This window comes from Alteromonas mediterranea DE (assembly GCF_000020585.3).
Classification (GTDB): domain Bacteria; phylum Pseudomonadota; class Gammaproteobacteria; order Enterobacterales; family Alteromonadaceae; genus Alteromonas; species Alteromonas mediterranea.
The window spans coordinates 3,948,765-3,970,881 of sequence record NC_011138.3 but is presented as its reverse complement, the minus strand read 5'-3'; the positions used below and the strand labels follow the sequence as shown (position 1 = coordinate 3,970,881).

The following is a 22,117-nucleotide window of genomic DNA, read 5'->3' as shown; positions in this document are numbered from 1 at the left end:
ATTCAATAACTCACAAGTGTGGTCTAGAGAGCGACGCAATACCTAACGCGCGTACGTCGTCCCAATCACTGTCGTTGGAAGCTATAAAACCACTTAACCCGATACGTTTTAGAACTGACGATTTGCTGGTGTCGTTGGATAACGCCATTAACCCATTAAGAATAGCCTGTCTGTCACCTTGCGCCATGTTTGGGCTTGTTGCGATGGGATGAGGCGTATAACCTTGGCTTTTCCAAAGCACGCGAAGGTCGCTTCGTACCTCGTCGGGCGCTACATTGAGCGTGCGCAAAATACCTCCGCCGGCTTTAAAGAACTTGCGCTGAACGGCTAGGTAAACTGAATCGTGAGAGTTCACATAGCGTGGAATGAATGCGATGTTATTTTTGCGAAGATAGGCACTAGTAATAATAGTAGCCGCAAACGCCGCGGGTGCAGGAAACGCTATCTCAGTACCGGATAATTCACTTAAAGATTGTATGGGGCTGTCTTTTTCTACCACGATGAGCCCTTGAATTTTTTTGTTTCGTTGATGAGCAAGCGCACGGTAGCCCGCCGTTTCGTTAAAAACAACGAAGTGATAAGGGTTCATGTAAGCGATATCGTATGCTCCTTTGGCCAGATTGGCTTCAAAGGTAGGAATGTCTTTAGCAGTCTTAAACTCTATACTAAGACCGGTATACGTACTGAGATAATCTATTAACGGCTGCCAATTTTCAGCCATCTTCTTTGCTGACTGTTGGGGGACTACACCGAATGTTAGAGGCTTGGCATTTACTGAAAAAGTACTAAAAACAAAACATAGCGTTATGACAATGCGGTGTATTGAACTGCCCATATAACCTCCTTTGTTGTTACACTACATAGACATAAACTGTTCTAGTGTTGATGTTAGGTCGTGATTTGAGAAAGGCTTTTGAAGAGTGGCATCTGCGCCTATCTCTAGTGCGCGCTGAAGGCTAATATCATCTAAAGCAGAGATAACGACTATCTTTAAATCTTTGTACTTGCTTTGGTCCCGCGTAAACTCGATAACGCTGTAACCATCCATTCCCGGCATACTTAAATCTAAGGTCATAACCTTGGGTTCGTACTGACTAAGCATTATTCCCGCTTGGAAGCCGCCTGTAGCAATGAAGGAGTCGAAGCCTGCGCGCCGGGCAACCCGCTGAATCGACTTGGCAACAGGCATTTCGTCATCGACGATAAGAATAGACGGTGACGCAACGCCTCTTAACGCATCTGGAATTGGCATGTCATGGCGCTCAAGAAACTCAACAAAGTCTTCAACCAGCACTCTATTGTTACCACGGCCGGGAAGTTTAAAACCCTTAAGCTTGCCGCTTTCAATCCATCGAATGACGGTGCGTAGATTGACGTCGCAGTATGAGGCTATCTCGCCTGAGGTTAACGTTTTCATGGCTTTGCCTTGTTGAAATAATAAACGGAATTATAGTCTGCATATAAGGAGGAGACAAAGTAGACAAAAGGATGAAATGTGACATTTGTGACAGCTTTGGTTTTCGCAAACGCGACATATAAAAGCATTTCGTTATAACGAGCGTTACCTCTATGCCCTCAACAGGGGCAACGCGATGTCCTGATCCTAACCGTAAGACTAGAAGTAGTATCAAGATAGGTCAACAGCAGGCTAAACAATAGCTTGCTTTTAATCAGTGAAGCCCCATCATTATTCTATCAATGTGTTAAGAGTGAAAAAATTATGACAACCCCTGCAATTGAAAAGGTAGATGGACTACCTATTTTTTCCGCGATTGAACCAGACACTATTAAGCCTGCTGTAGAAAAAGCTATTGCAGCATGTAAGAGTGAAATCGAGGAAGTGGTGGCTTCAAAAGATTATTCTTACAAGAACCTGGTGCTTCGCCTTGAAGAAGTCGATGACCGTTTAAGCAAAATGTTTTCGCCGGTATCTCACATGAACAGTGTGGTAAGCAGCGATGAGCTGCGCGATGCGCACGATGCCTGCCTACCGCTTTTATCAGAGTACGGAACGTGGGTAGGGCAGCATGAAGGTTTGTATAATGCTTATGCTGAGCTTAAGGCATCTGACGAATTTGAATCCCTAAGCGAAGAGCAGCAAAAAGTCATAGAAAACGCTGTGCGTGATTTCACCCTTTCTGGCGTAGCATTGCCCGTAGAACAGAAGAAACGCTTTGCGGAAATCCAAGCTAAGCTAAGCGAGCTGTCATCGACGTTTTCTAATAACGTGATGGACGCGACTATGGGCTGGACAAAACATGTGACCGACGAAGCTGAATTAGCCGGCATGCCAGAGTCTGCCCTAGAGGCTGCGGCTCAAGCTGCTCATCAAAAAGACCTTCAGGGTTGGCTATTCACCCTTGATATCCCCTCTTACTTGCCCGTTATGCTGTATGCTGACAACCGCGAACTGCGCGAAGAAATGTACCGCGCTTATTCAACTAAAGCCTCGGAACAAGGCCCAAATGCAGGTAAGTGGGATAACACAGATATCATCAAAGAAACCCTAACGCTGCGTACCGAACTGGCTGAGTTACTGGGTTTCTCTAGCTACGCAGAGCGTTCGCTGGCTACCAAAATGGCAGACTCGACAGATCAAGTTATTGGCTTTTTGCGCGATTTGGCCGCCAAGTCTAAACTACAAGCGGAGCGCGAGCTTGAAGAAGTGAAAGCCTATGCAAGAGACAAGCATGGCGTAACGGAGCTTGCAGCATGGGATTTACCCTATTACAGCGAAAAGCTTAAGCAGGAAAAGTACACCATCTCTGATGAAATGCTACGCCCGTATTTCCCAGAAGACAAAGTGCTGTCGGGCTTATTTGAGGTTGTTCATCGTCTGTATGGTTTAAAAATTATCGAACAGCCTGGCATAGATACTTGGCATAAAGACGTGCGCTATTTCACCATTACCGATGATGCAGATGCTCTACGCGGCAGCTTCTATTTAGATCTTTATGCCCGTGCGAAAAAACGCGGCGGCGCGTGGATGGACGAATGCCGCGTGCGTCGTGAAACAATGAATGGTGAATTACAATTACCGGTAGCGTACCTAACCTGTAACTTCAATGCGCCGGTAGGCGACAAGCCTGCTTTATTTACTCACGATGAAGTGGTTACCCTATTCCATGAATTTGGCCATGGTATTCACCACATGCTCACTAAAATGCGCGTTGCCGGCGTATCGGGTATAAACGGTGTACCTTGGGATGCCGTAGAGCTGCCTAGCCAGTTTTTGGAAAACTGGTGCTGGGAAGAAGACGCGCTTAACTTTATTTCAGGTCACTATGAAACAGGAGAGCCATTACCTGCGGACTTGTTAGACCGTATGCTCGCAGCCAGAGATTATCAATCGGCTATGCAAATGGTACGTCAGCTTGAATTCAGTCTTTTCGATTTTCTACTGCATAGCGAAAAAGGCGGCGACGTTGATGTACAGGGTACGCTAGATAAAGTGCGTGAAGAAGTCGCTGTGGTTATTCCACCATCGTTCAACCGTTTTCAAAATGGCTTTGGTCATATTTTTGCAGGTGGTTACGCTGCGGGGTATTACAGCTATAAGTGGGCAGAAGTACTTTCTGCCGATGCGTATAGCAAGTTCGAGGAAGACGGTATCTTCAATCGAGATACCGGCAAAGCCTTTCTGGAAAACATCTTAGAAATGGGCGGCAGCAAACCACCCATGGATTTATTTGTGGCCTTTAGAGGGCGCGAGCCTAAGGTAGATGCGCTGTTGCGTCATAGTGGTATTAAGGGCTAAGTAGCTATGGCAGGTTCTAAGGCAGAGTCTTTTCAATCTATTTACCGCCGTGCATGTGAGCGCAAGGGCGGAGAAAGGGCGCTTGAGGCTATGCTTCAAGCGCCGCTTTCAAAAGCTGAAGTTGAAGCTATACCCGACGACCGTTTCCTGGCCGCCATGACCAAGCAAGTCTTCAAGTCGGGCTTTGTGTGGCGGGTGATCGAGCAAAAATGGCCAGACTTTGAAACCGTATTTTTCGGCTTTAATACCGACAAAGTACTGTTAATGCCCGATGAAATGCTAGAGCAAAAAGCATCAGATAAGCGTATTGTGCGCAACTACAAGAAAGTCATGACGGTGCGCGACAACGCCATGATGATAAAAGATGTGACTATGGAGCACGGTAGCTTCGGTAAGTTTGTTGCAAGTTTTGGCAAAGAAAACATAACCGAGCTTTGGGCGTTTTTGAAAAAGCGCGGCGCACGCTTAGGCGGAAATACGGGCCCTTACATGTTACGTGCATTGGGAATAGATACCTTTTTATTCTCTCGCGATGTTGAAGATTATTTGCGCAAACACGATATTGTTGACGGCGGCCTAACGTCTAAAAAGTCGTTAACTGCCGCTAATGCCGCGTTTGCGCAGTGGCATAAAGAAAGTGGGCGTTCGCTTCAAGAAATAAGTGCTATTGTAGCCTATAGCTGGGGTACGAATAACAGGCCTGCTTAGAGGCCCAACGCAAAGCTCTATGCCTAACGCACAAGTGGGGCATAAAGCTTTTGCTTGGCTACACATTCCTATACACTTCAGCATTAAGAAAAATATTCAAATTACAGGACTGTCATGAGCGACAATCAGACTCCCGCTACGCAAGTAGACACTGCGACCGAGCAAACGACACACTTTGGTTTTAAACAGGTAGATAAGGGACAGAAAGCGTCTTTGGTCGCCAACGTTTTCGACTCTGTTGCAGCGAAGTACGACGTCATGAACGACCTTATGTCTATGGGAGTGCATCGCTTGTGGAAACGCTTCACAATTGATTGTAGTGGTGTACGAGCAGGCAATAAAGTATTGGATATTGCCGGTGGAACAGGCGACCTTACGGCTAAATTTTCTCGCCTTGTGGGCCCAACCGGTCGGGTTACGCTTGCTGATATAAACCTTTCTATGCTTAAAGTAGGGCGCGATAAACTTCGCGACCGCGGCTTGGTAAGCAACATCGATTATGTGCAAGCTGACGCTGAAGCCTTGCCGTTTCCAGACAACCATTTCGACGTAGTGACCATGGCATTTGGTCTTCGCAACGTTACAGAAAAGCAAAATGCGCTCAATTCTATTTATCGCGTGTTAAAGCCGGGTGGAAGGCTACTCGTTCTCGAATTTTCAAAGCCTACTACCGAGCAGCTTAGCAAGCTTTACGATATGTATTCGTTTCACATTTTGCCTAAAATGGGGCAGCTAGTGGCGAACGATGCAGAAAGCTACCAATACCTTGCGGAAAGTATTCGTATGCATCCAGATCAAGAAACCCTAAAAGGCATGTTTGAACAAGCCGGTTTTGAACAGTGCGATTATCAGAACCTAACCGGGGGAATCGTAGCGCTGCACAGAGGATATAAGTTTTAATGCCTACCTCTGCGCTTGTTGCCGCGACTGCTGAATCGATAATTAATAAGCTGTTGTCGTTAGATGAGACTAGCCAGAAAAGGCTAAAGTCGCTCTACGGGGCCAGATTGTCTGCGTTCATTTCGCCGCTCCCCTATGGCATAACATTGTCATTTTCAGAGCGTGTCGATGTGTTAACTGAGCAAGGCTCGTTCGACGATGCCGTTGCCGCCCTTGGCCCTAAAGATTGCTGCATTAAAACATCGCTACAAACCTTGCCCGAGCTTAAAGAAACCAGTCAGTTAACCCGCCTCATACAGCAAAAAGCCCTATTTTTAGAGGGCGAGCTTAATGTAGCCCAGCAGGTTAGTGCACTGTTTCAGCAGCTTGATATAGATGTTGAAGAACTACTGGCGCAAAAAACCAATGATGTGGTTGCGCATCAAACGGTGAAAACGGCCAAAGCCGTGCACGAAAAAGCGCTATCGGCACTGTCTTCAGTAGCAAGTGTATTGGGCAATGCTGTAGTAGAAGAAAAACAGCTAGCGGCCCACAAGCTGGCCGTTATGCATTTTAGCGATGAAGTTAATGCACTGCGTGATAGGACCGAAAGCGCAGACGCCCGATTACGTCGACTCGAAGAAAAGTTAAAGTAAGATTAAAAGAAACAGGCTCATAGATGCGTATTGTTAGGTTATACCGAATTAACAAGGTATTGTTGGAACATGGCTTAGACGATTTAATTCCAGCAAAGTGGTTACCCTGGTACGCACGTGCTATGCGTCATTCCATTTTTTGGGTAAGAAACAAACACAAAGGTAAATCGGCAGGGGAGCGTATCACCCTTGCGCTACAAAATCTTGGCCCCGTCTTTATCAAGTTTGGTCAAATGCTTTCTACTCGTCGCGACCTTTTGCCTCCCGCCATCGCTAACGAGCTTGCCCGATTACAAGACAAAGTACCGCCATTCTCATCAGATGCTGCCCAAGACATTATTAGGCAGGCGTTAGGCCTCAAAGATTTAAATGAATTATTCAGCGAGTTTGAAACATCTCCGCTCGCGTCTGCTTCTATTGCACAAGTGCATGCGGCAAAGCTTAAACACAACAATGAAGACGTTGTTGTAAAGGTGCTGCGACCTGATATCCGCGACACCATTGTGGCCGATATGGAGTTACTTTTTAGCTTGGCTAATGTACTGCAACGATGGCTGCCTGACGGGAAGCGCCTTCGCCCTGTTGAGGTGGTAGTGGAGTACCGTAAAACCATAGTGGATGAATTAGATCTTCTTCGAGAGTCAGCCAACGGTATTCAACTAGGCCGCAATTTTGAAGGCTCTGACGCACTATATGTACCTAAGATATACAGCGACTACTGTAGAAGTAACGTATTGGTCATGGAACGCATATACGGCCTGCCCATTTCAAATATCGATGCACTACTTACCCAGAATACCAATATGAAAAAGCTGGCGGAACGCGGCGTAGAAGTGTTTTTTACGCAAGTTTTCCGCGACAGTTTTTTCCACGCCGATATGCACCCAGGCAACATTTTTGTGTCAACCGAGCACCCTGAAAACCCCAAGTATATTGCTATCGACTTTGGTATTGTGGGCACTCTTAATCGTGAGGACAAACGCTACCTGGCAGAAAACTTTATTGCGTTTTTCAATCGCGATTATCGCAAAGTGGCGCAACTTCACGCCGATTCGGGGTGGGTACCTCAAGATACCAACATTGATGAATTTGAAATGGCTATACGCACGGTGTGTGAGCCAATTTTCCAAAAGCCACTTGCCGAAATTTCTTTTGGTAACGTGCTATTGCAGCTTTTTAATACCGCGCGTCGTTTCAACATGGTGGTTCAACCACAGTTAGTGCTGCTGCAGAAAACGCTACTGTATATCGAAGGATTGGGCAGGCAGCTTTACCCTCAGCTAGATTTATGGAAAACCGCAAAGCCGTTTCTCGAAAACTGGATGAAAGAGCAAATAGGCTTTACTGCCATGATGGGCAAGGTAAAAGACAACCTGCCGTTTTGGTCGGAAAAACTGCCTGAAATGCCAGACCTGCTTTATGACAGTTTACAGCAGATGAAACGGCTGCCATTACAGCAGCAAAGGGCACATTTAGCACTCCTTCAAGAGCAAAAGAAAACAACTCAGACCACTCACCTTAGTGTGGTGGGCGCGACCTTTGTTCTGATATCAGCAGTATTGCCACTTTACGACTTATCGTGGTATTTCCCTGCAATAAGTGGCGTTGTTGGCGCTGTTTGTTGGTACTTGGCTTGGCGAAAAGGGCTCTAATTTTTGTTACGCTGCGGTGAAATATTTATGAAATCCGCAGTTTAGTGATTAATTTGTGTATTAATTATCCCGAAGAGTGTTATAGTGCTATTGGCTCTTAGCCAAAGTCTTTAGATAGACGCGATTTTGTATTATTTGCTATATGTAAAACCACTCGAGTTACCCGGTAATTTGTTGTAAGTTGTTTGTCCATTCGTAAGTAAGACCCAATACTCCGCCCATTTGAAGACTCTAAAGAAACTAAGTTACACGCGCTTATGCGCAATTTAATACGATATTTGAGGTCTATACGACATGTCTAAAGTTACAGGCACAGTTAAGTGGTTCAACGCTGATAAAGGTTACGGTTTTCTAACACAAGATAATGGCGGCAAGGACGTATTCGTTCATTTCCGTGCGATTATCTCTGACGGTTACAAAACGCTTCCAGAAGGTCAGCGAGTAGAATTTGAAGTTGAAGAAGGTCAAAAAGGTCTTCAAGCTGCTAACGTGCAAGCTATCTAAGAATTCAAAAACGGCGGTCATTTGACCGCCGTTTTTCTTTCTATTCCTATTCAAAGGGCTTATTGCTCATCACGAGTATAAAAGCTCGGGTTTGTTGCGGTTTAAATTCTTTCTCGCAAACTACGCCCTGAACACCTTTCTCAATGACACTTCATCTACCGCGTTTATACCCTTCGGGTTACAAGTGTTGCGCGATGATAGTCTTTAATGCTTTACTCACCGTACCAATTATCTTCTTTACAGATATTTTAAGGGAGTATGTCATGCGCATTATATCTGGCTTTCTTTTTTCATTACTTAGCGCGTCTTTGTTACTCACCCCACAGTTTGCCAACGCAGAACCGGTCGCAGAGCAACAGGCAGAGAAAAATGTTTTAGCCATTGTGCTTAAAACCCGTGTAACACGTGCGGATGTGATGCCTAGCGAAAAAGAGCGTAAAGAAATAAAAGCGCAGGCCAAAGAAAGTTACGGTGAAATGCTCAACTACCTTATTCGCGTAAATGCGTCTAATAGAATTTATGAATTGGTTTTAAATGATTATGCTGCGCAAAAAGGCATCACGTTAAACCAAGCGCTTGTCAGCAAGTTTACAGAAAAGTTTGGCGATCAATTCTCCGGTGAAGGCGCGTCTAAATCCATAGAAGAAGTAGCGGCGAAACAAGTTATGCAGTACCAAGCAGAAAAAGCTATGTTCAAGGAATTCGGCGGGCGCGTTATCTTTCGACAATCTAACCCTCAAATGCCTATTGATGCCTATAAGGCGTTGCTAAGTGGCTATCGCGAAAGCGGTCAACTACAGATAGTAGATAAAGATCTTGAAGACGCGTTTTGGAGCGTGTTTACGCCGCCGTTTCAATACGAGATTGCGCCGGAAAATATAGACTTTAGTCAGCCGTGGTGGATTTAAGATAGGGGGTATAGAAAGCCGCTAGCACGCCTTTAGAAAGGCCCGGCATATCAAAGAATGGGTAAGCTCTACGCCAACGTACGCCCAATAATATTTGTATGAGAACAATACATCACCATGCGCAATGATAAACAAAACGGAATAGATGCTACGGACAAGGCAATTTTAGGGTTGCTGCAACACAATGGCGACATGCCCGTTGCAGAGATTGCCGAACAAGTGGGTTTAACCGTAACGCCATGCTGGCGCCGCATTCAAAAGCTTGAAGAAAAGGGGATTATTTCTAAGCGAGTAGCCCTATTGCAGGCCAGGCAGTTAGGCCTAACGATGACCGTGTTTGTACAAGTAAAAGCCGGGCGGCACGATGGAAAATGGCTAGCGTCTTTTGCTAAACACGCGGCTTCTTTTGATGAGGTGGTAGAGTGCTACCGTATGTCGGGGGAATACGATTACTTGCTGAAAGTTTTGGTAACCGACATGGACTGCTTTGACCACTTCTACAAACGCCTTGTGAACGGTCTTGAGTTTTCAGACGTTACCTCTAGCTTCGCTATGGAGCAAATCAAATATACTACATCGGTGCCGCTCAACCACCTTTAGCTATAGGAACATGAGAAACCATAAAAAATGAGGCCGGTTTTACGGGCCCCATATAAATTTAATGATTTTGGTCTTCAACGTGCTGTTCGGCGAATATCTTGGATTTCTTTTTGATTTTACATCCTAAGATACGCTGCGCATTTTTGCGGCCGATATAATGAGCTACCGGATAGGGGTGCGCGCGCTTGAAGAACCGTGAGATTGAATGGAATACGTTTTCCATAATATTGGCTCCTTCTATTAAAAAATTCCCCAAATGAAATATAGTAATATTACAGTTTGATGTCAACAAAATATTAGCAGCTTTTCAGCATTAAGTTTTGTTTACCACCTAAGTGTAGACTTAATTAGATCTAACACTATTAGTTATTGGTATACTTTATCTCGGTGAAAGGATCATTTTTAAAACATTAGGCAAGGGGTGCGTTTGTGGAAACACACCACAGCGGGTGAACACTGCCAATTAAGGGTTTTAAGCAAGTATAAGATCGCTATCACACATATTTAGTATAGCGTTGAAGAGAAAGTGAACACCACTGACTCTCAGTGATGTTCACTATTGCTAGAACTGATTGAAGATCGCGAACTGCAGCAATCTTCCTAACGCCGTTTGATCATTGCGTTCTTCAGGCAATCAACCTGCGGTTAATAATACGATAGTTTTTCAGACTTACCTGAAAAGATCTTATAAACCATCGCGGTATAGGCAAGAATGATCGGCACGACAATGACTACACCTACTAGTAGAAACCTCAGAGAGTTAGCATCGCTTAATGCCTCTGAAACCGTCATTTGCCCAGGAATAATGAACGGATAGTAACTTATTGCAAAGGCGCTAAAGCACAATAAAAACACAAGCAACGCTATAAAGAAGGGTAGCCACTCGCCCTTACCATTAGCATCGGGTAACTTTTTCAATAACACCCCGCATAGTGCTAATAAAGCAAAGCTAGCCAAAGGAATAGCGAATAACACATATCCCCATGGCGCAGATAGCCATAGCGCCCTAACATCATCATGCAGCGTAAGATTAGCAATACTTACTGCAATAATGCCAACGGCGAGAACGCCTAATCCTCTGCGTGCCCAGTAGTATGCTTTTTGCTGAAGTTCACCTTCGGTTTTTAAAATTAACCAGCAAGACCCGATAAAAGCGTAAGCCGCGGTTACACCAAAAGCGGCTAAAAGTGCAAAGCCTTGCGCCCATATATCAGTGCGAAGCCCGGTCACGTAAATACCCAGCATATAACCTTGAGCAAGAGTGGTTAGTAACGAACCGTATTTGAACACCAAGTCCCATTTACGTTTTTTAACCTGCACCACTTTTGCTCGAAAGTCGAACGCAACCCCGCGCAGTATTAAGCCTAGCAGCATAAATGTGGCCGGTAGGTACAAGGTTTGTAGAAACTCGCTATGTGCTTCAGGAAAGGCAATTAAGAGCAATCCAATAGCGAGCACCAACCATGTTTCATTCGCATCCCAATAGGGCCCAATAGACGCTATCATATCATCGCGAAACGCCTCGGTACGAGGCGGGATTAATACGCCCACGCCCAAATCATAGCCGTCCAAAATGGCATACAGCATTACCGATAGCCCAAGAAGACCCACGTAAATATTACCAAGCATTTCAGCTGATACATTCTCAAACATAATGGCTCTCCCTAAACCGTACTAGGATCGGGTTCGCTGGGCTGCATTTTTGCTTTAGCCACTTCCCGTTCCTCAGTAGTAATTTCTTCAATTTCTACGGCTCTTCTACACATCAGCATTAAGGTTCCCATGTATGCTATTAGCAAGACCGTATAAATAACCAAGTACAGCGTAAACGATAGGGCAATATTACCAGGCGGTAGCTGGGTTACCGCATCAGCGGTTTTCAATACGCCGCTGACTAAGTAAGGTTGCCTTCCAATCTCGGTCACGTACCAACCGGCAAGGGTCGCTATCCAACCGCTAAACGCCATGCCCGCAAACGTGCGCTTAAGCCACAGAGGAAACGCTTTATTGCGCATAAGATAAAGACTACCCAGCCACGAGACAGCAAGCATCAACATGCCCATGCCCACCATGACTCTAAAACCAAAAAATACAGGGGCAACTGGCGGATGCTCTCCCTCGAACTCATTAAGCCCTTTAATCTCGCCTTTAAGCTCGTGAGTAAGAATCAAACTTGCGCCATAAGGAATGGGAATTTCAAAATGGTTCTCTTTGCTTTCCTCATCGGGTATGGCGAAAAGTAGCAAGGGGGCACCTTCAGTGGTTTCCCAAAGCCCTTCCATTGCCGCTACTTTTTGCGGTTGATGTTCAAGGGTATTTAAACCGTGCATGTCGCCTGCAAATATTTGTAGCGGAATTAACACTGCTGCTGTGTAAGTTGCTGTCTTAAGCGCAAGTTTAGGGGCTAATTTGTCGTCACCTTTTAACATGCGATAAGCAGACAAGCCGGCAATTAAAAAACTAGCGGTTAGGCCCGATGCCAACATCATGTGTACAAAGCGGTAGGGGAAAGAGGGGTTGAAGATAATTTCTTTCCAGTTTGTGGCATACACAACGCCATCAACTACCTCGAAGCCTTGTGGAGTTTGCATCCAGCTATTTAGTGCTAATATCCAAAACGCTGAAGTTGTGGTGCCAAGCGCTACGATAAGAGTAGATGCAGTATGCAGCCAATTGGGCACCCGGCGTATGCCAAATAGCATAATGCCAAGAAAAGTAGCTTCTAAGAAAAAGGCGGTAAGTACCTCGTAGCCTAACAGGGGGCCTGCCACATTGCCGACTTTTTCCATAAAGCCTGGCCAGTTAGTACCAAACTGAAATGACATGGTAACGCCGCTTACTACGCCTAAGGCGAAGCTTAGCGCAAAAACACGTACCCAAAAACGATACATACGCATCCATACAGGATGACCTGAAATGTTAGAGCGCAGTTTGAAGTAAAATAAAAACCATCCCATTGCCATAGTGATGGTTGGAAATAAAATATGGAAACTAATATTTAACGCAAATTGTAAACGAGACAGCAAGAATGCATCCACAGAGAGCCCCCTTAGTTAACGCTGTTTTTTCCTGGAAGTAGCTTGTCCTTAAGCTCAAGCATACGGCCTACGCCAGAACCTAGCTTCATCAGCGTGTTAAGCTTTTCTGGTCCAAGATTTTGAAGCTCTTCGGACCATGCCGTAATTGATTCGAGTAAATCGTGAATTTCGTTCAGTTTATGTTGAGCGTTTGCTTCTTTTTCATTGGCAGGTGCATCGAGTAACAAATCCCGAAGTAAGCTCATGGTTGGATCTATCTCTCGCTTCCTGCGCTCTTCAAATACCCGGTTAGCCAATGTCCAGATATCACCTGCAGGCACAAAAAATTCTTTCCTTTCGCCTGGAACATGGTGCTGCTTAACCAAACGCCACGACTGAAGCTCTTTTAAGCCCATACTTGTATTGCCTCTGGAGATATTCAGCGCGTCAGCAATCTCCTGTGCCGAAATTGGCTCTTCATTAAGAACAATAAGAGCAAGTATTTGCCCCACCGTTCTATTAAAACCCCAGCGACTTCCCATTTCGCCAAAGTGCATAACAGCAGAAGTAATTAAAGGCGTCATCTTCATTTTTATATTCCAGAAGTTTCAGAATTTACTGAAAGTTTATTGCGCCAGATCAAAAAATACAAGTTTTATTTGGCTCTGTTAGCTTTTTTTAATTCACAGATTAGTGTTTCTTAATTAGGCGAGTTTCTTCGATATTGAATGATTTTTTCTTGGTAAGTTGTTATCGTGACAACGTTCAACACTCCAACCATGAAAGCACGCTTTCTTTATTTCTCGGCGTAAGGTAATGCATCAAAATCACATTTCTCAGTCTTCACTTCAAAACTGCGAAGACGAAGCTATTCATCTTATCGAAAGCGTTCAAAGTTTCGGTTACGTAATCGCGATAAATCCCGATACCAAAAAAGTACAAGTATTCAGTGAGAACATAAAAGATTTATTCAAAGTAGAGATTGTTGCAGGTGAAACGCTTGTTACCGAACTCATTGATATTCCTTCTCCGGATGCGCCCACGTTTAAAACTATTCACAATGCGTTAAAAGGCGAAAGTGTTCGCCATGCTTATCAGTGGAAGTTTGCAAAAAATGCATTGTGGCTTGATAACTGGGAAAAAGAGGGCAGCGGTGTAGCCTTCGACTCTAACGGGCTATTAGTGATAGAGCTAGAGCCAACACCACAGCTAAGTTATGAGGCCGCGCAGCAGTGGGTGCCGATGGATGTTGACATTCGCGCGCTACTACCTAACGTCGACGATAAAGAGTCGATTGGCGATGTTGCAGATGCAATAGCGAAGGTATTTAAACAGTATATCGGCTTCGACTCGGTGATGGTTTATCAATTTGATGATGCATATTGCGGGGAGGTCATAGGTGAAGCCTGTGAGTCAATTTCTCGTTCATTTAAGGGGTTAAAGTTTCCTGCCTCTGACATTCCTAAACAAGCGCGCGAACTCTATCTGAAAAACCGGGTGCGATGTGTATTTGATGTCGAGGAGCAGCCTACACCATTGCAACCCTCAATACTCGAAGCCGAGCGCCCGCCATTAGATTTGTCTATGTCCATGGTGAGGTCTGTCTCTCCTGTTCATATCGAATACTTAAAAAATATGGGCATACGCTCTTCATTTTCTGTGTCGTTAGTATTTGAGGGTAAACTATGGGGCTTGCTAGCATGTCACAACAGTGAGCCTAAGTACATCGATCAAAAGAAACGCTTAGTGTGTGAGTCCCTTGGACACCTTTATGCTTGGCAAATGCACACCAAAGCACTTCACACTAGAAAAGAGCAGTTCCAGATGCGCCAGCGAAAGCTGAACAATATCGTGCATCAACTTACATCTTACTCTAATCCGCTTGAGGCTATTTCTCAAAAAGAAACCGCTTTACTCGACGTGGCTGATGCCTGTGGTATGGCGGTAATTACGCCAACGGGTAATTACTATGTGGGTAAAACCCCGTCAGAGAAAACCCTTACGCAGCTACTCAATAAATACTCAATTATCGACTCTGAGCAGTCGTTAGCAGTAAATCGTTTAGCCAATGAAGTGTCGGATGGTTGTGCTTTAAATGGTATACGGGGTATGTATATCTCCTGCGTGTCGGCTAAGCTTGGGTACTTCACAGTGTGGTTCCGTGAACAGCGCGATAAAACAATTCGTTGGGCCGGTAAAGAAGCGGCGAAAAAAGACGTTGGAAAGTCGCTTACACCACGCAACTCTTTTGACATGTATTTGCAGAGTGTGGCTGATGAGTCAGTCGAATGGAGCGAAGATGACAAGCTAATTATAGAAGGGTTTGATCATCTATTTATTCCTTATGCGCTAAGCTTGAAAGCGTCATTGGACAAACAGATAAGTAAGCTAGAAGAGCTAGATAAAGCCAAAGATCAGTTTCTGGCGAGTATATCTCACGAGCTGCGCTCCCCGCTTAATTCTATTGTAGGTTGGACAGACTTAGCGCTAATGGATGTATCAAACGTCGATAGAATGACTGATGCATTAGGGGTGATTAAGCGTGCTGCTTCTACACAAGCTGCGCTTATCAATGACATTCTCGACTTATCACGCATTATTTCAGGCACGATGAAACTGAGCACCCATTCTTTGAATATCGCTTCTTCTATCTCAGAGGTAGCGAAATCGTTTGAAGCGGGGTTTGCCAGTAAGAATATTCAGCTATCTATTAGCTGTGAAGATGAGCATACTCAGATTTTAGGCGACAACTTACGTATTAAGCAGGTTATTAACAACCTATTGAGCAACGCGCTTAAATTTACTTCCAAAGGCGGTACGGTACACGTACGTGGTAGGAGGGAGCATTCCAATTATACTTTGCGTGTAAAAGATAATGGGAAAGGAATGACTCAGGAGCAGGTAGCCCATGTTTTTGAGCGCTTTTACCAAGGCAAAGACTCGCATAACAAGCACGGCTTGGGGCTAGGTTTATCAATTGTCAAAAGCTTGGTGGAGATGCACGGCGGCGAAATTCAAGTCCACAGTGATGGACCCAATACAGGCACCAGTTTCAACATTACGCTACCTATCGCTCCGTTAAGCTTGCACGATGATATCGTTGAAACCAAAAATACTGAAATTAGCGATTTGACTGAGTCACTGCGTTTAAATGGCCTTCGAATTTTGGTTGCCGAAGACGAACAGGACGCGCGCGACTTCATAAAACTATTTTTAGAATCTAATGGCGCTCGAGTAAACGTGGTGAAAAACGGGCTGCTGGCGTGGAAAGAGCTGAACGACATACCTGAAGCCTTCGACTTATTGCTTTCTGATATCGGTATGCCTGAATTGGACGGCTTGGGGTTGGTATTGAAAATGCGCGCTAGCCAAAATCCTGAAATTGCCAAGCTAAATGCTGTAGCGCTAACCGCCTATGCATATACATCAGACAGAGTTAAAGCGCTCAAAGCAGGCTTTAGCAACTATGTTTCTAAGCCGGTGGACGGGGAAGAGCTACTGACTATTTTAGAAATGTATATGCCCGAAACTTCCAATTTGTGACAAAGAAACATTCGCGAACAACCACTACCAGCGTTGCAATAACCGCTGGTAGGTGGTTTTGTCTAACTGCGACTCTTGCTTAACTGGGCTTTTCTGTATGTTAAGTGCAGCCTTAGCTTCATCAAATGAGTCAAAAACTTCACCATCAATGTAGAACACGCTGTCATCTGACGTAGGTTTACCGTCTAACGAATAGGCGGTGCTTAGTAAATCTGATGCCGCAGTAATACTACTGTGACCAATAAAGTCGGCCGCGCCGTCATTGTTTACGTCTTTTGTTAACCACGCGATGGCAAGAGGCTTGTTAAACTTACCGCTATCTTGCATTGCTAAAACGGTTTCATTAAATTGCTTCATCAAACGTTCTGCGTTTGCCACGTTTTTATTTATTGCTAACTGAAACCCCGTTTTAGCTAAAGACTTGGCCGAGTAATGTAAGGTTTCCTCGTTATCGTTTGCTAGTAAAATATTAAGCTCACGGGCAAGTAACTGCGTTGTAATAAGAAACGGTGCCCGGTCGTCCGCTAGTTGGCGGAAGGCGTCGAAGGTACTGGGGTTACGCGACCACTTTATGTTTTTAAGTAACCTAAATGAAGGCGTATTAGCAAAGCGATTTTCAATAGCTACCCGGTTATCTTTCAAGTGGGGGAATAACCTGACTTCTTCAACGTCGGGGCTCTTGCTGACAGCGTACAGGTAAATAGGCAGATAAATGTCAGAAAGTACCAAGTGGCTGGTGGTTTCCCCTAAATCTACAAAAGCGAATTCACCATCGACTTTGCCGGTAAGTACCGAACTGCCTAAAAATGCGCTGCGCATAACCCGTAGTTCAACATCAAGGTTAGCCTTTTGAAATATCGCTGCTAAGAGTGCATTAATTCTGGCGGGCTCTCCATCATCGCTGATATAGGTTTCAAAAGATGACGCGGCGAGCGTAAGGGGTGCTGCGTGAAGTGTAAAGGTGTGAGAAAAATAAAGCGCACAGCTAAGCCCTAGTGTACCTAAGGTTCGAGTAAAACGAGTAAACGGGAACGCGCTGAATTTACCCAAAAAAATCTCCCTACTGCCATTATGCATTTACTACACTGTAATGCAGTTAAGCACTTTATTCCAATAAAGAGATAAAGCTTTAAATTAACAAAACTTAAGCAGCATCAATATTTTGCATATTGAAGTGCTTAAGTTTCAGAACCCGAGCGTTAAGTGTGTTTATTCACCAAAACTTCCGGCTGGGCCCGGATACACTACCACGCTTTCAACGCCATCTTTGTTGACGCTGGCAACACCAAAGAAGTAGTTGTCTATAACAACATTCTCAAGCGTCGCTTCGGTTACGTTACCCACATATTTACTGTATTCCCACTGAGGTGCATCAGTATGACGCCAGTATATTTTATACCCTTTTAACTGCGGGTTTTGTTCGGTATCTAGCGCATCCCATTTAAGGGTAGTAGAAGGCTGCACAGCGCCAGCAATTTCCACATTAGCGGGTGGGTTTGGAGCCCATGCCATGGCCGCAAGCGATACCGCATTAAGTCCTGTGAGTTTGGCTGCATAATCGAAGTTTACGCCGTCAAGGGTGTCGCCGTAGGCTATACCGTCTTCTACGCGCAGGTCCTGATGCTGACGGGTATAGTTTTCGTTGGTTTCCATAATACGAATACCCGGATAACCCAAATCGTTAAACGGGCGATGGTGGCCGCCACGACCAAATCGGTCTAAGCGATAAATCACCATGGTATCTAAGTTCTCAATATACTTATCGGCAATTTTATCAATGTAGCGGGCAAGGTTACGGCTAGGCGAGTCAACTTCGCCGCCCGTGAAGCGACGCATGCGCGCTTCTTTTTCTGTTTCAGTTACGCGAGTACCTTCAGCAAAAATACGGGCAGTGGTGTTGTTAATAACACCGTTAACGCCTTCGATATTGCCAATCATGTCGTTATTTAGCACGGCTTTAATTCGCCAGCCGTCTTCTTTGGCTTGCTTCGCCATAATGCGCCCGCCAAATAAACCTTGTTCTTCACCGGCTAGCGCGGCATAAACAATGCTGCCGTTAAACTTGTGTTTCGATAAAACGCGCGCGGCTTCAAGAGTACCCGCAACACCAGAAGCGTTGTCATTTGCACCCGGTGAATCAGACGTGAAATCCATTACATCAGACACCCGCGAGTCGATATCGCCAGACATGATCACGTAGCGATCTGGGTCGGTCGTACCGCGCTGAATAGCAATGACGCTTACCACTTCAACAGGGTCGGGAATACGCTTTTCACCGCTGATTACCTCTGACTGATAATACACCTCTAAACAACCCCCGCACGCGGCGGAAATTTTATCAAATTCAGACTTTATCCAGCGTCGCGCTGCACCAATGCCGCGGGTGTCAGATTCGGTTTCAGAAAGGGTGTGACGAGTGCCAAAGTTGACCAGCGTAGTAATGTCTTTTTCGATGTTTTCGGCAGAGACGTTTTTGGCTATATCGTAAAGTGCTTGCTGCTGTTCGGTTTGGGCGTGAACTGTGAAAGAAACAGCGCTACTTAAAAATACGGTAGATGCCAGAAGACTTGTGGCTTTAGTTCTTAGTCTAGACTGTGGGGATAGGTTTTTTATCATTATTCTCTCCAGCGTTTATCTTTTCACCATAATCAATACGCGACAAAGCTACAATTGGAGTAAACGACGTAAACCAACCAACTATCGCAAGCTCTAAAATTATACAATCTTTACTTTTTGGTAAAAAGTAAAGATTGTTGTATGCTTAGCAAACAGTGAATAGACATCGAGGCTGGAGAACTATGGCTAAAGTAAGCATGAAGAGGCAAATAACCCTGCCGGCAGAACTATGCAGCATTGCTAACATTAATGCGGGCGACGATGTTGAGAGTTTTGTTGATAGACAAGGCGTTATTTCAATCGTTAAGAAACAAGCTGGAGCGGCAAGAGGGCTTTTGAAAAACATAACTGTGAATAGCAGTTATAGTGACCAAGCATCTCTTCAGAGCGCAATTGAAAAATGATAGCGATAGACACAAATGTCTTGCTGCGTTACTTGCTACAAGATGACGAGAAGCAAGCTATACAAGCAAGCCAATTAATTTTGGGCTCTGAAAAAGTCTTGATTACAGATGTAGTACTAATTGAAACCGTATGGACCTTAAAAGGAAGGCGTTATAACCTTAATAAAGATAAAGTTATACAGGTTATCCATGCGTTATTTGCTGAGCCAAATCTTGTGTTTGAGGATAGTTTGGCAGTGTGGGCTGCATTAAAAGACTTTACTAATGCGAAACCGATCAAGGCGGGTGGGAAAACGAAACAAGCAGACTTCCCTGATGCGCTTGTTATCAATAAAGCAAAGCGTCACGCGCAGCGAAATAAGCTCAACCTTACTAGTGTATTTACCTTTGACAAAGCGGCTCAGGAAATTGAAGGAATGATTGAACCTCATTGCTGATAATAAAACGCCACCGACATTTCGATGGCGCTAGGTATTAACAAGCCCCGCCTATAATTGGCTTATATAAACGCAAACGCGTCGCCAAACAAGTTCTCTACTTTCAAGCCGCGCTGAGTAAAGTCATCGCGCACGACCTTCGCCATTTCAAAACGACCGGCAACGTAAACCTGAATATTGGCAAAGCCAGCGTGGTCAGCCATCACCGCGTGATGCACCCAACCGGTTCTGCCTTTCCATTCGTCGCAGGCAAACTCAACAACTGGCACAAACGTGAAGTGCTCGTTAGCATCAGCTAGTGCAGTTAGCTTATCGGCTAAATACAAGTCCGATGCGTGCTTTCCACCCCAATAAAGGGTAACTGGCGTTTTGTCGCCGCTATTAAGGTGCTCTTGCAGAATCGAGTAGGTATACGAGAAACCCGTACCGCCAGCAATAAGCACCATAGGCAGGCCGTTGCTTTGCAAAAAGGCATTGCCATTACCCACATTTACCGTGATTTCACCATCAGCGCGCATACGCTCTAGCACTTCGCCTGCATAGCTATTACCTGGCTCTGCGCCGATATGTAATTCAATGCGGCCATTATCAAACGCGGCATTGGCAATAGAAAATGGACGCATATCTTTTTCGCCCATTACGACCATAGCGTACTGACCCGCTTTAAACTCAACAGGACTCTCTGGCGTTAATTCAACTTTTTGTACCACTTCGGTTAAAGGCGTGATGCTTGCAACCTTACACTTAATTTCTGACATGTATTCTCTTCTAACCTTCTTGCTTAGCGTGTCGCCTTTACACGCGCTTTAAGAAAAGCGCATGTTTTAATACAAAATAAATAGCGTTTAAAATAGTCGCTACATAATACCAAGACTGTCCCAAATATCATCAACGCGTTTTTTAACGCCTTCGTCCATTACAATAGGCACACCCCATTCGCGGTCGGTCTCGCCCGGCATCTTATTGGTAGCGTCCATCCCCATTTTAGAGCCTAGCCCTGAAACGGGTGAGGCAAAGTCCAAATAATCGATAGGCGTATTTTCTATCATTACCGTATCGCGGGCGGGGTCCATACGGGTAGTAATGGCCCAAATAACATCGTTCCAGTCGCGCGCATTAACGTCGTCATCGCACACTATCACAAATTTGGTGTACATAAACTGACGCAAGAACGACCATACCCCCATCATCACCCGTTTCGCATGACCAGGATACTGTTTCTTCATGGTTACTACCGCCATGCGATAGGAACAGCCTTCAGGTGGTAAGTAGAAATCCACTATCTCAGGAAATTGCTTTTGCAAAATAGGCACAAACACTTCGTTTAGCGCCACCCCTAAAATAGCCGGCTCGTCTGGCGGACGACCGGTATAAGTTGAATGATAAATAGGGTCTTTACGGTGAGTAATATGGGTAACGGTAAACACAGGGAAGTCGTCGACTTCATTGTAATACCCAGTGTGATCGCCGTAAGGGCCTTCCGGTGCGGTTTCATCTTGCGCGATATAACCTTCAAGCACAATCTCTGCGCTGGCAGGTACCTGCAAATCGTTACTGATAGACTTAACCACTTCGGTTTTATCACCGCGAAGTAAGCCTGCAAAAGCATATTCTGAAAGCGTATCCGGTACAGGAGTAACCGCACCTAAAATGGTGGCTGGATCTGCACCGAGCGCCACAGACACAGGGTAGGGTTCGCCCGGATGGGTTTGACACCACTCGCGAAAATCAAGGGCGCCGCCGCGGTGTGATAGCCAGCGCATAATAAGTTTGTTTTTGCCAATCACCTGCTGACGGTAAATACCCAAATTCTGGCGTTTTTTGTGTGGCCCTTTCGTAACGCTTAACCCCCAGGTTACCAAAGGCGCGGCATCACCGGGCCAGCAGCGCTGCACAGGAATTTTTGACAAGTCTACATCGTCACCGGTAAGCACCACTTCCTGACACGGCGCTTTTTTTAGCACTTTAGCAGGCATATTCAGTACCTGCTTAAATACCGGCAGCTTTTCCCAGAGATCTTTAAGCCCTTTCGGCGGCTCAGGCTCTTTTAAGTAAGCCAGCAGCTTGCCAACTTCACGAAGGGCTTCTACCGATTCTTGCCCCATACCCATGGCGACACGCTCAGGCGTACCAAACAAGTTTGCCAGTACAGGCATATCGTGGTTTTTAGGGTTTTCAAACAACAGCGCAGGGCCACCAGCACGCAGCGTACGGTCGGCAATTTCCGTCATTTCAAGGTCGGTATCAATGGGCTGGCTAATGCGTACCAATTCACCTTTAGCTTCGAGCTGGCGAATAAAGTCGCGTAAATCTTTGTACTTCATCTGTTTGGCGTATCCACACACTTTATTTATGGCAAGAATATACTATTTAGCGTGAAAGTCCGATCAGTAAGCGACACGAATACAAGATTAAACGTTTTACAGACAAATTAAT

The 22,117-nt window shown here is 45.2% G+C and carries 21 protein-coding genes; 11 read left to right on the top strand and 10 right to left on the bottom strand.

What is annotated here, in order from left to right; translation table 11 throughout:
- Positions 1-10: 10 nt before the first annotated feature.
- Positions 11-835, bottom strand: coding sequence for a phosphate/phosphite/phosphonate ABC transporter substrate-binding protein (locus tag MADE_RS17610; RefSeq protein WP_012519898.1), 825 nt, complete (start codon positions 833-835; stop codon positions 11-13).
- Positions 836-856: 21 nt separating this feature from the next.
- Positions 857-1,417, bottom strand: a complete 561-nt coding sequence (locus MADE_RS17605; RefSeq protein WP_012519899.1) for a response regulator — start codon at positions 1,415-1,417, stop codon at positions 857-859.
- Positions 1,418-1,720: 303 nt separating this feature from the next.
- On the opposite strand from MADE_RS17605, the gene prlC reads away from it, so the two are divergent.
- The 8 genes from prlC to MADE_RS17565 all read left to right on the top strand — a co-directional run bounded on the left by prlC (position 1,721) and on the right by MADE_RS17565 (position 9,664).
- A complete protein-coding gene (gene prlC, locus MADE_RS17600; protein WP_012519900.1) occupies positions 1,721-3,757 on the top strand; it encodes an oligopeptidase A in 2,037 nt (678 codons plus the stop codon).
- Positions 3,758-3,763: 6 nt separating this feature from the next.
- Positions 3,764-4,465 (top strand): DNA-3-methyladenine glycosylase I, encoded by a 702-nt coding sequence (locus MADE_RS17595; protein WP_012519901.1) that lies wholly within the window; start codon positions 3,764-3,766, stop codon positions 4,463-4,465.
- Positions 4,466-4,579: 114 nt separating this feature from the next.
- Positions 4,580-5,365, top strand: a complete 786-nt coding sequence (gene ubiE, locus MADE_RS17590) for a bifunctional demethylmenaquinone methyltransferase/2-methoxy-6-polyprenyl-1,4-benzoquinol methylase UbiE (RefSeq protein ID WP_012519902.1) — start codon at positions 4,580-4,582, stop codon at positions 5,363-5,365.
- Positions 5,365-6,000 carry a ubiquinone biosynthesis accessory factor UbiJ gene (locus MADE_RS17585; protein WP_012519903.1) on the top strand — a complete coding sequence of 212 codons (636 nt, stop codon included), beginning with the start codon at positions 5,365-5,367 and terminating at the stop codon, positions 5,998-6,000. Before ubiE ends, MADE_RS17585 begins: the two co-directional genes overlap by 1 nt.
- Before the next feature lie 23 nt (positions 6,001-6,023).
- On the top strand, positions 6,024-7,652 hold the full coding sequence (gene ubiB, locus MADE_RS17580) for a ubiquinone biosynthesis regulatory protein kinase UbiB (RefSeq protein ID WP_012519904.1): 1,629 nt from the start codon (positions 6,024-6,026) through the stop codon (positions 7,650-7,652).
- Between the two features lie 294 nt (positions 7,653-7,946).
- Positions 7,947-8,156, top strand: a complete 210-nt coding sequence (gene cspE, locus MADE_RS17575; RefSeq protein WP_012519905.1) for a transcription antiterminator/RNA stability regulator CspE — start codon at positions 7,947-7,949, stop codon at positions 8,154-8,156.
- Positions 8,157-8,419: 263 nt separating this feature from the next.
- Positions 8,420-9,064 carry a hypothetical protein gene (locus tag MADE_RS17570; protein ID WP_012519906.1) on the top strand — a complete coding sequence of 215 codons (645 nt, stop codon included), beginning with the start codon at positions 8,420-8,422 and terminating at the stop codon, positions 9,062-9,064.
- A 117-nt stretch (positions 9,065-9,181) separates the two neighbouring features.
- Entirely contained in the window at positions 9,182-9,664 is a 483-nt protein-coding gene (locus MADE_RS17565; protein ID WP_012519907.1) for an Lrp/AsnC family transcriptional regulator, read from the top strand.
- 58 nt (positions 9,665-9,722) lie between these two features.
- Here MADE_RS17565 and MADE_RS20740 read toward each other — a convergent pair whose 3' ends face one another.
- The 4 genes from MADE_RS20740 to MADE_RS17550 all read right to left on the bottom strand — a co-directional run bounded on the left by MADE_RS20740 (position 9,723) and on the right by MADE_RS17550 (position 13,271).
- Positions 9,723-9,887 (bottom strand): hypothetical protein, encoded by a 165-nt coding sequence (locus tag MADE_RS20740; protein ID WP_012519908.1) that lies wholly within the window; start codon positions 9,885-9,887, stop codon positions 9,723-9,725.
- A gap of 422 nt (positions 9,888-10,309) precedes the next feature.
- The gene (locus tag MADE_RS17560; RefSeq protein ID WP_012519909.1) at positions 10,310-11,317 is read right to left on the bottom strand and encodes a cytochrome d ubiquinol oxidase subunit II; all 1,008 of its coding nucleotides are present in this window, start codon (positions 11,315-11,317) and stop codon (positions 10,310-10,312) included.
- Positions 11,318-11,328: 11 nt separating this feature from the next.
- A complete protein-coding gene (locus MADE_RS17555; protein WP_012519910.1) occupies positions 11,329-12,702 on the bottom strand; it encodes a cytochrome ubiquinol oxidase subunit I in 1,374 nt (457 codons plus the stop codon).
- 11 nt (positions 12,703-12,713) lie between these two features.
- Positions 12,714-13,271, bottom strand: coding sequence for a GbsR/MarR family transcriptional regulator (locus MADE_RS17550; RefSeq protein ID WP_012519911.1), 558 nt, complete (start codon positions 13,269-13,271; stop codon positions 12,714-12,716).
- A 226-nt stretch (positions 13,272-13,497) separates the two neighbouring features.
- Here MADE_RS17550 and MADE_RS17545 point away from each other — a divergent pair, with 226 nt between their 5' ends.
- Entirely contained in the window at positions 13,498-16,224 is a 2,727-nt protein-coding gene (locus MADE_RS17545) for an ATP-binding protein (protein ID WP_012519912.1), read from the top strand.
- 24 nt (positions 16,225-16,248) lie between these two features.
- Here MADE_RS17545 and MADE_RS17540 read toward each other — a convergent pair whose 3' ends face one another.
- Complete coding sequence (locus tag MADE_RS17540) at positions 16,249-17,274, bottom strand: substrate-binding periplasmic protein (protein WP_012519913.1); 1,026 nt, start codon at positions 17,272-17,274, stop codon at positions 16,249-16,251.
- Between the two features lie 159 nt (positions 17,275-17,433).
- On the bottom strand, positions 17,434-18,840 hold the full coding sequence (locus tag MADE_RS17535; RefSeq protein WP_012519914.1) for a M28 family metallopeptidase: 1,407 nt from the start codon (positions 18,838-18,840) through the stop codon (positions 17,434-17,436).
- Between the two features lie 182 nt (positions 18,841-19,022).
- On the opposite strand from MADE_RS17535, the gene MADE_RS17530 reads away from it, so the two are divergent.
- Together MADE_RS17530 and MADE_RS17525 are read left to right on the top strand one after the other, a co-directional pair.
- Positions 19,023-19,244, top strand: a complete 222-nt coding sequence (locus MADE_RS17530) for an AbrB/MazE/SpoVT family DNA-binding domain-containing protein (RefSeq protein ID WP_012519915.1) — start codon at positions 19,023-19,025, stop codon at positions 19,242-19,244.
- Positions 19,241-19,681 carry a PIN domain-containing protein gene (locus tag MADE_RS17525; RefSeq protein WP_012519916.1) on the top strand — a complete coding sequence of 147 codons (441 nt, stop codon included), beginning with the start codon at positions 19,241-19,243 and terminating at the stop codon, positions 19,679-19,681. Before MADE_RS17530 ends, MADE_RS17525 begins: the two co-directional genes overlap by 4 nt.
- A 62-nt stretch (positions 19,682-19,743) precedes the next feature.
- On the opposite strand, the gene fre is transcribed toward MADE_RS17525, so the two are convergent.
- Both fre and ubiD read right to left on the bottom strand, forming a co-directional pair.
- Positions 19,744-20,439, bottom strand: a complete 696-nt coding sequence (gene fre, locus MADE_RS17520) for an NAD(P)H-flavin reductase (protein ID WP_012519917.1) — start codon at positions 20,437-20,439, stop codon at positions 19,744-19,746.
- A gap of 99 nt (positions 20,440-20,538) precedes the next feature.
- Complete coding sequence (ubiD, locus tag MADE_RS17515; protein ID WP_012519918.1) at positions 20,539-22,005, bottom strand: 4-hydroxy-3-polyprenylbenzoate decarboxylase; 1,467 nt, start codon at positions 22,003-22,005, stop codon at positions 20,539-20,541.
- Positions 22,006-22,117 lie beyond the last annotated feature (112 nt).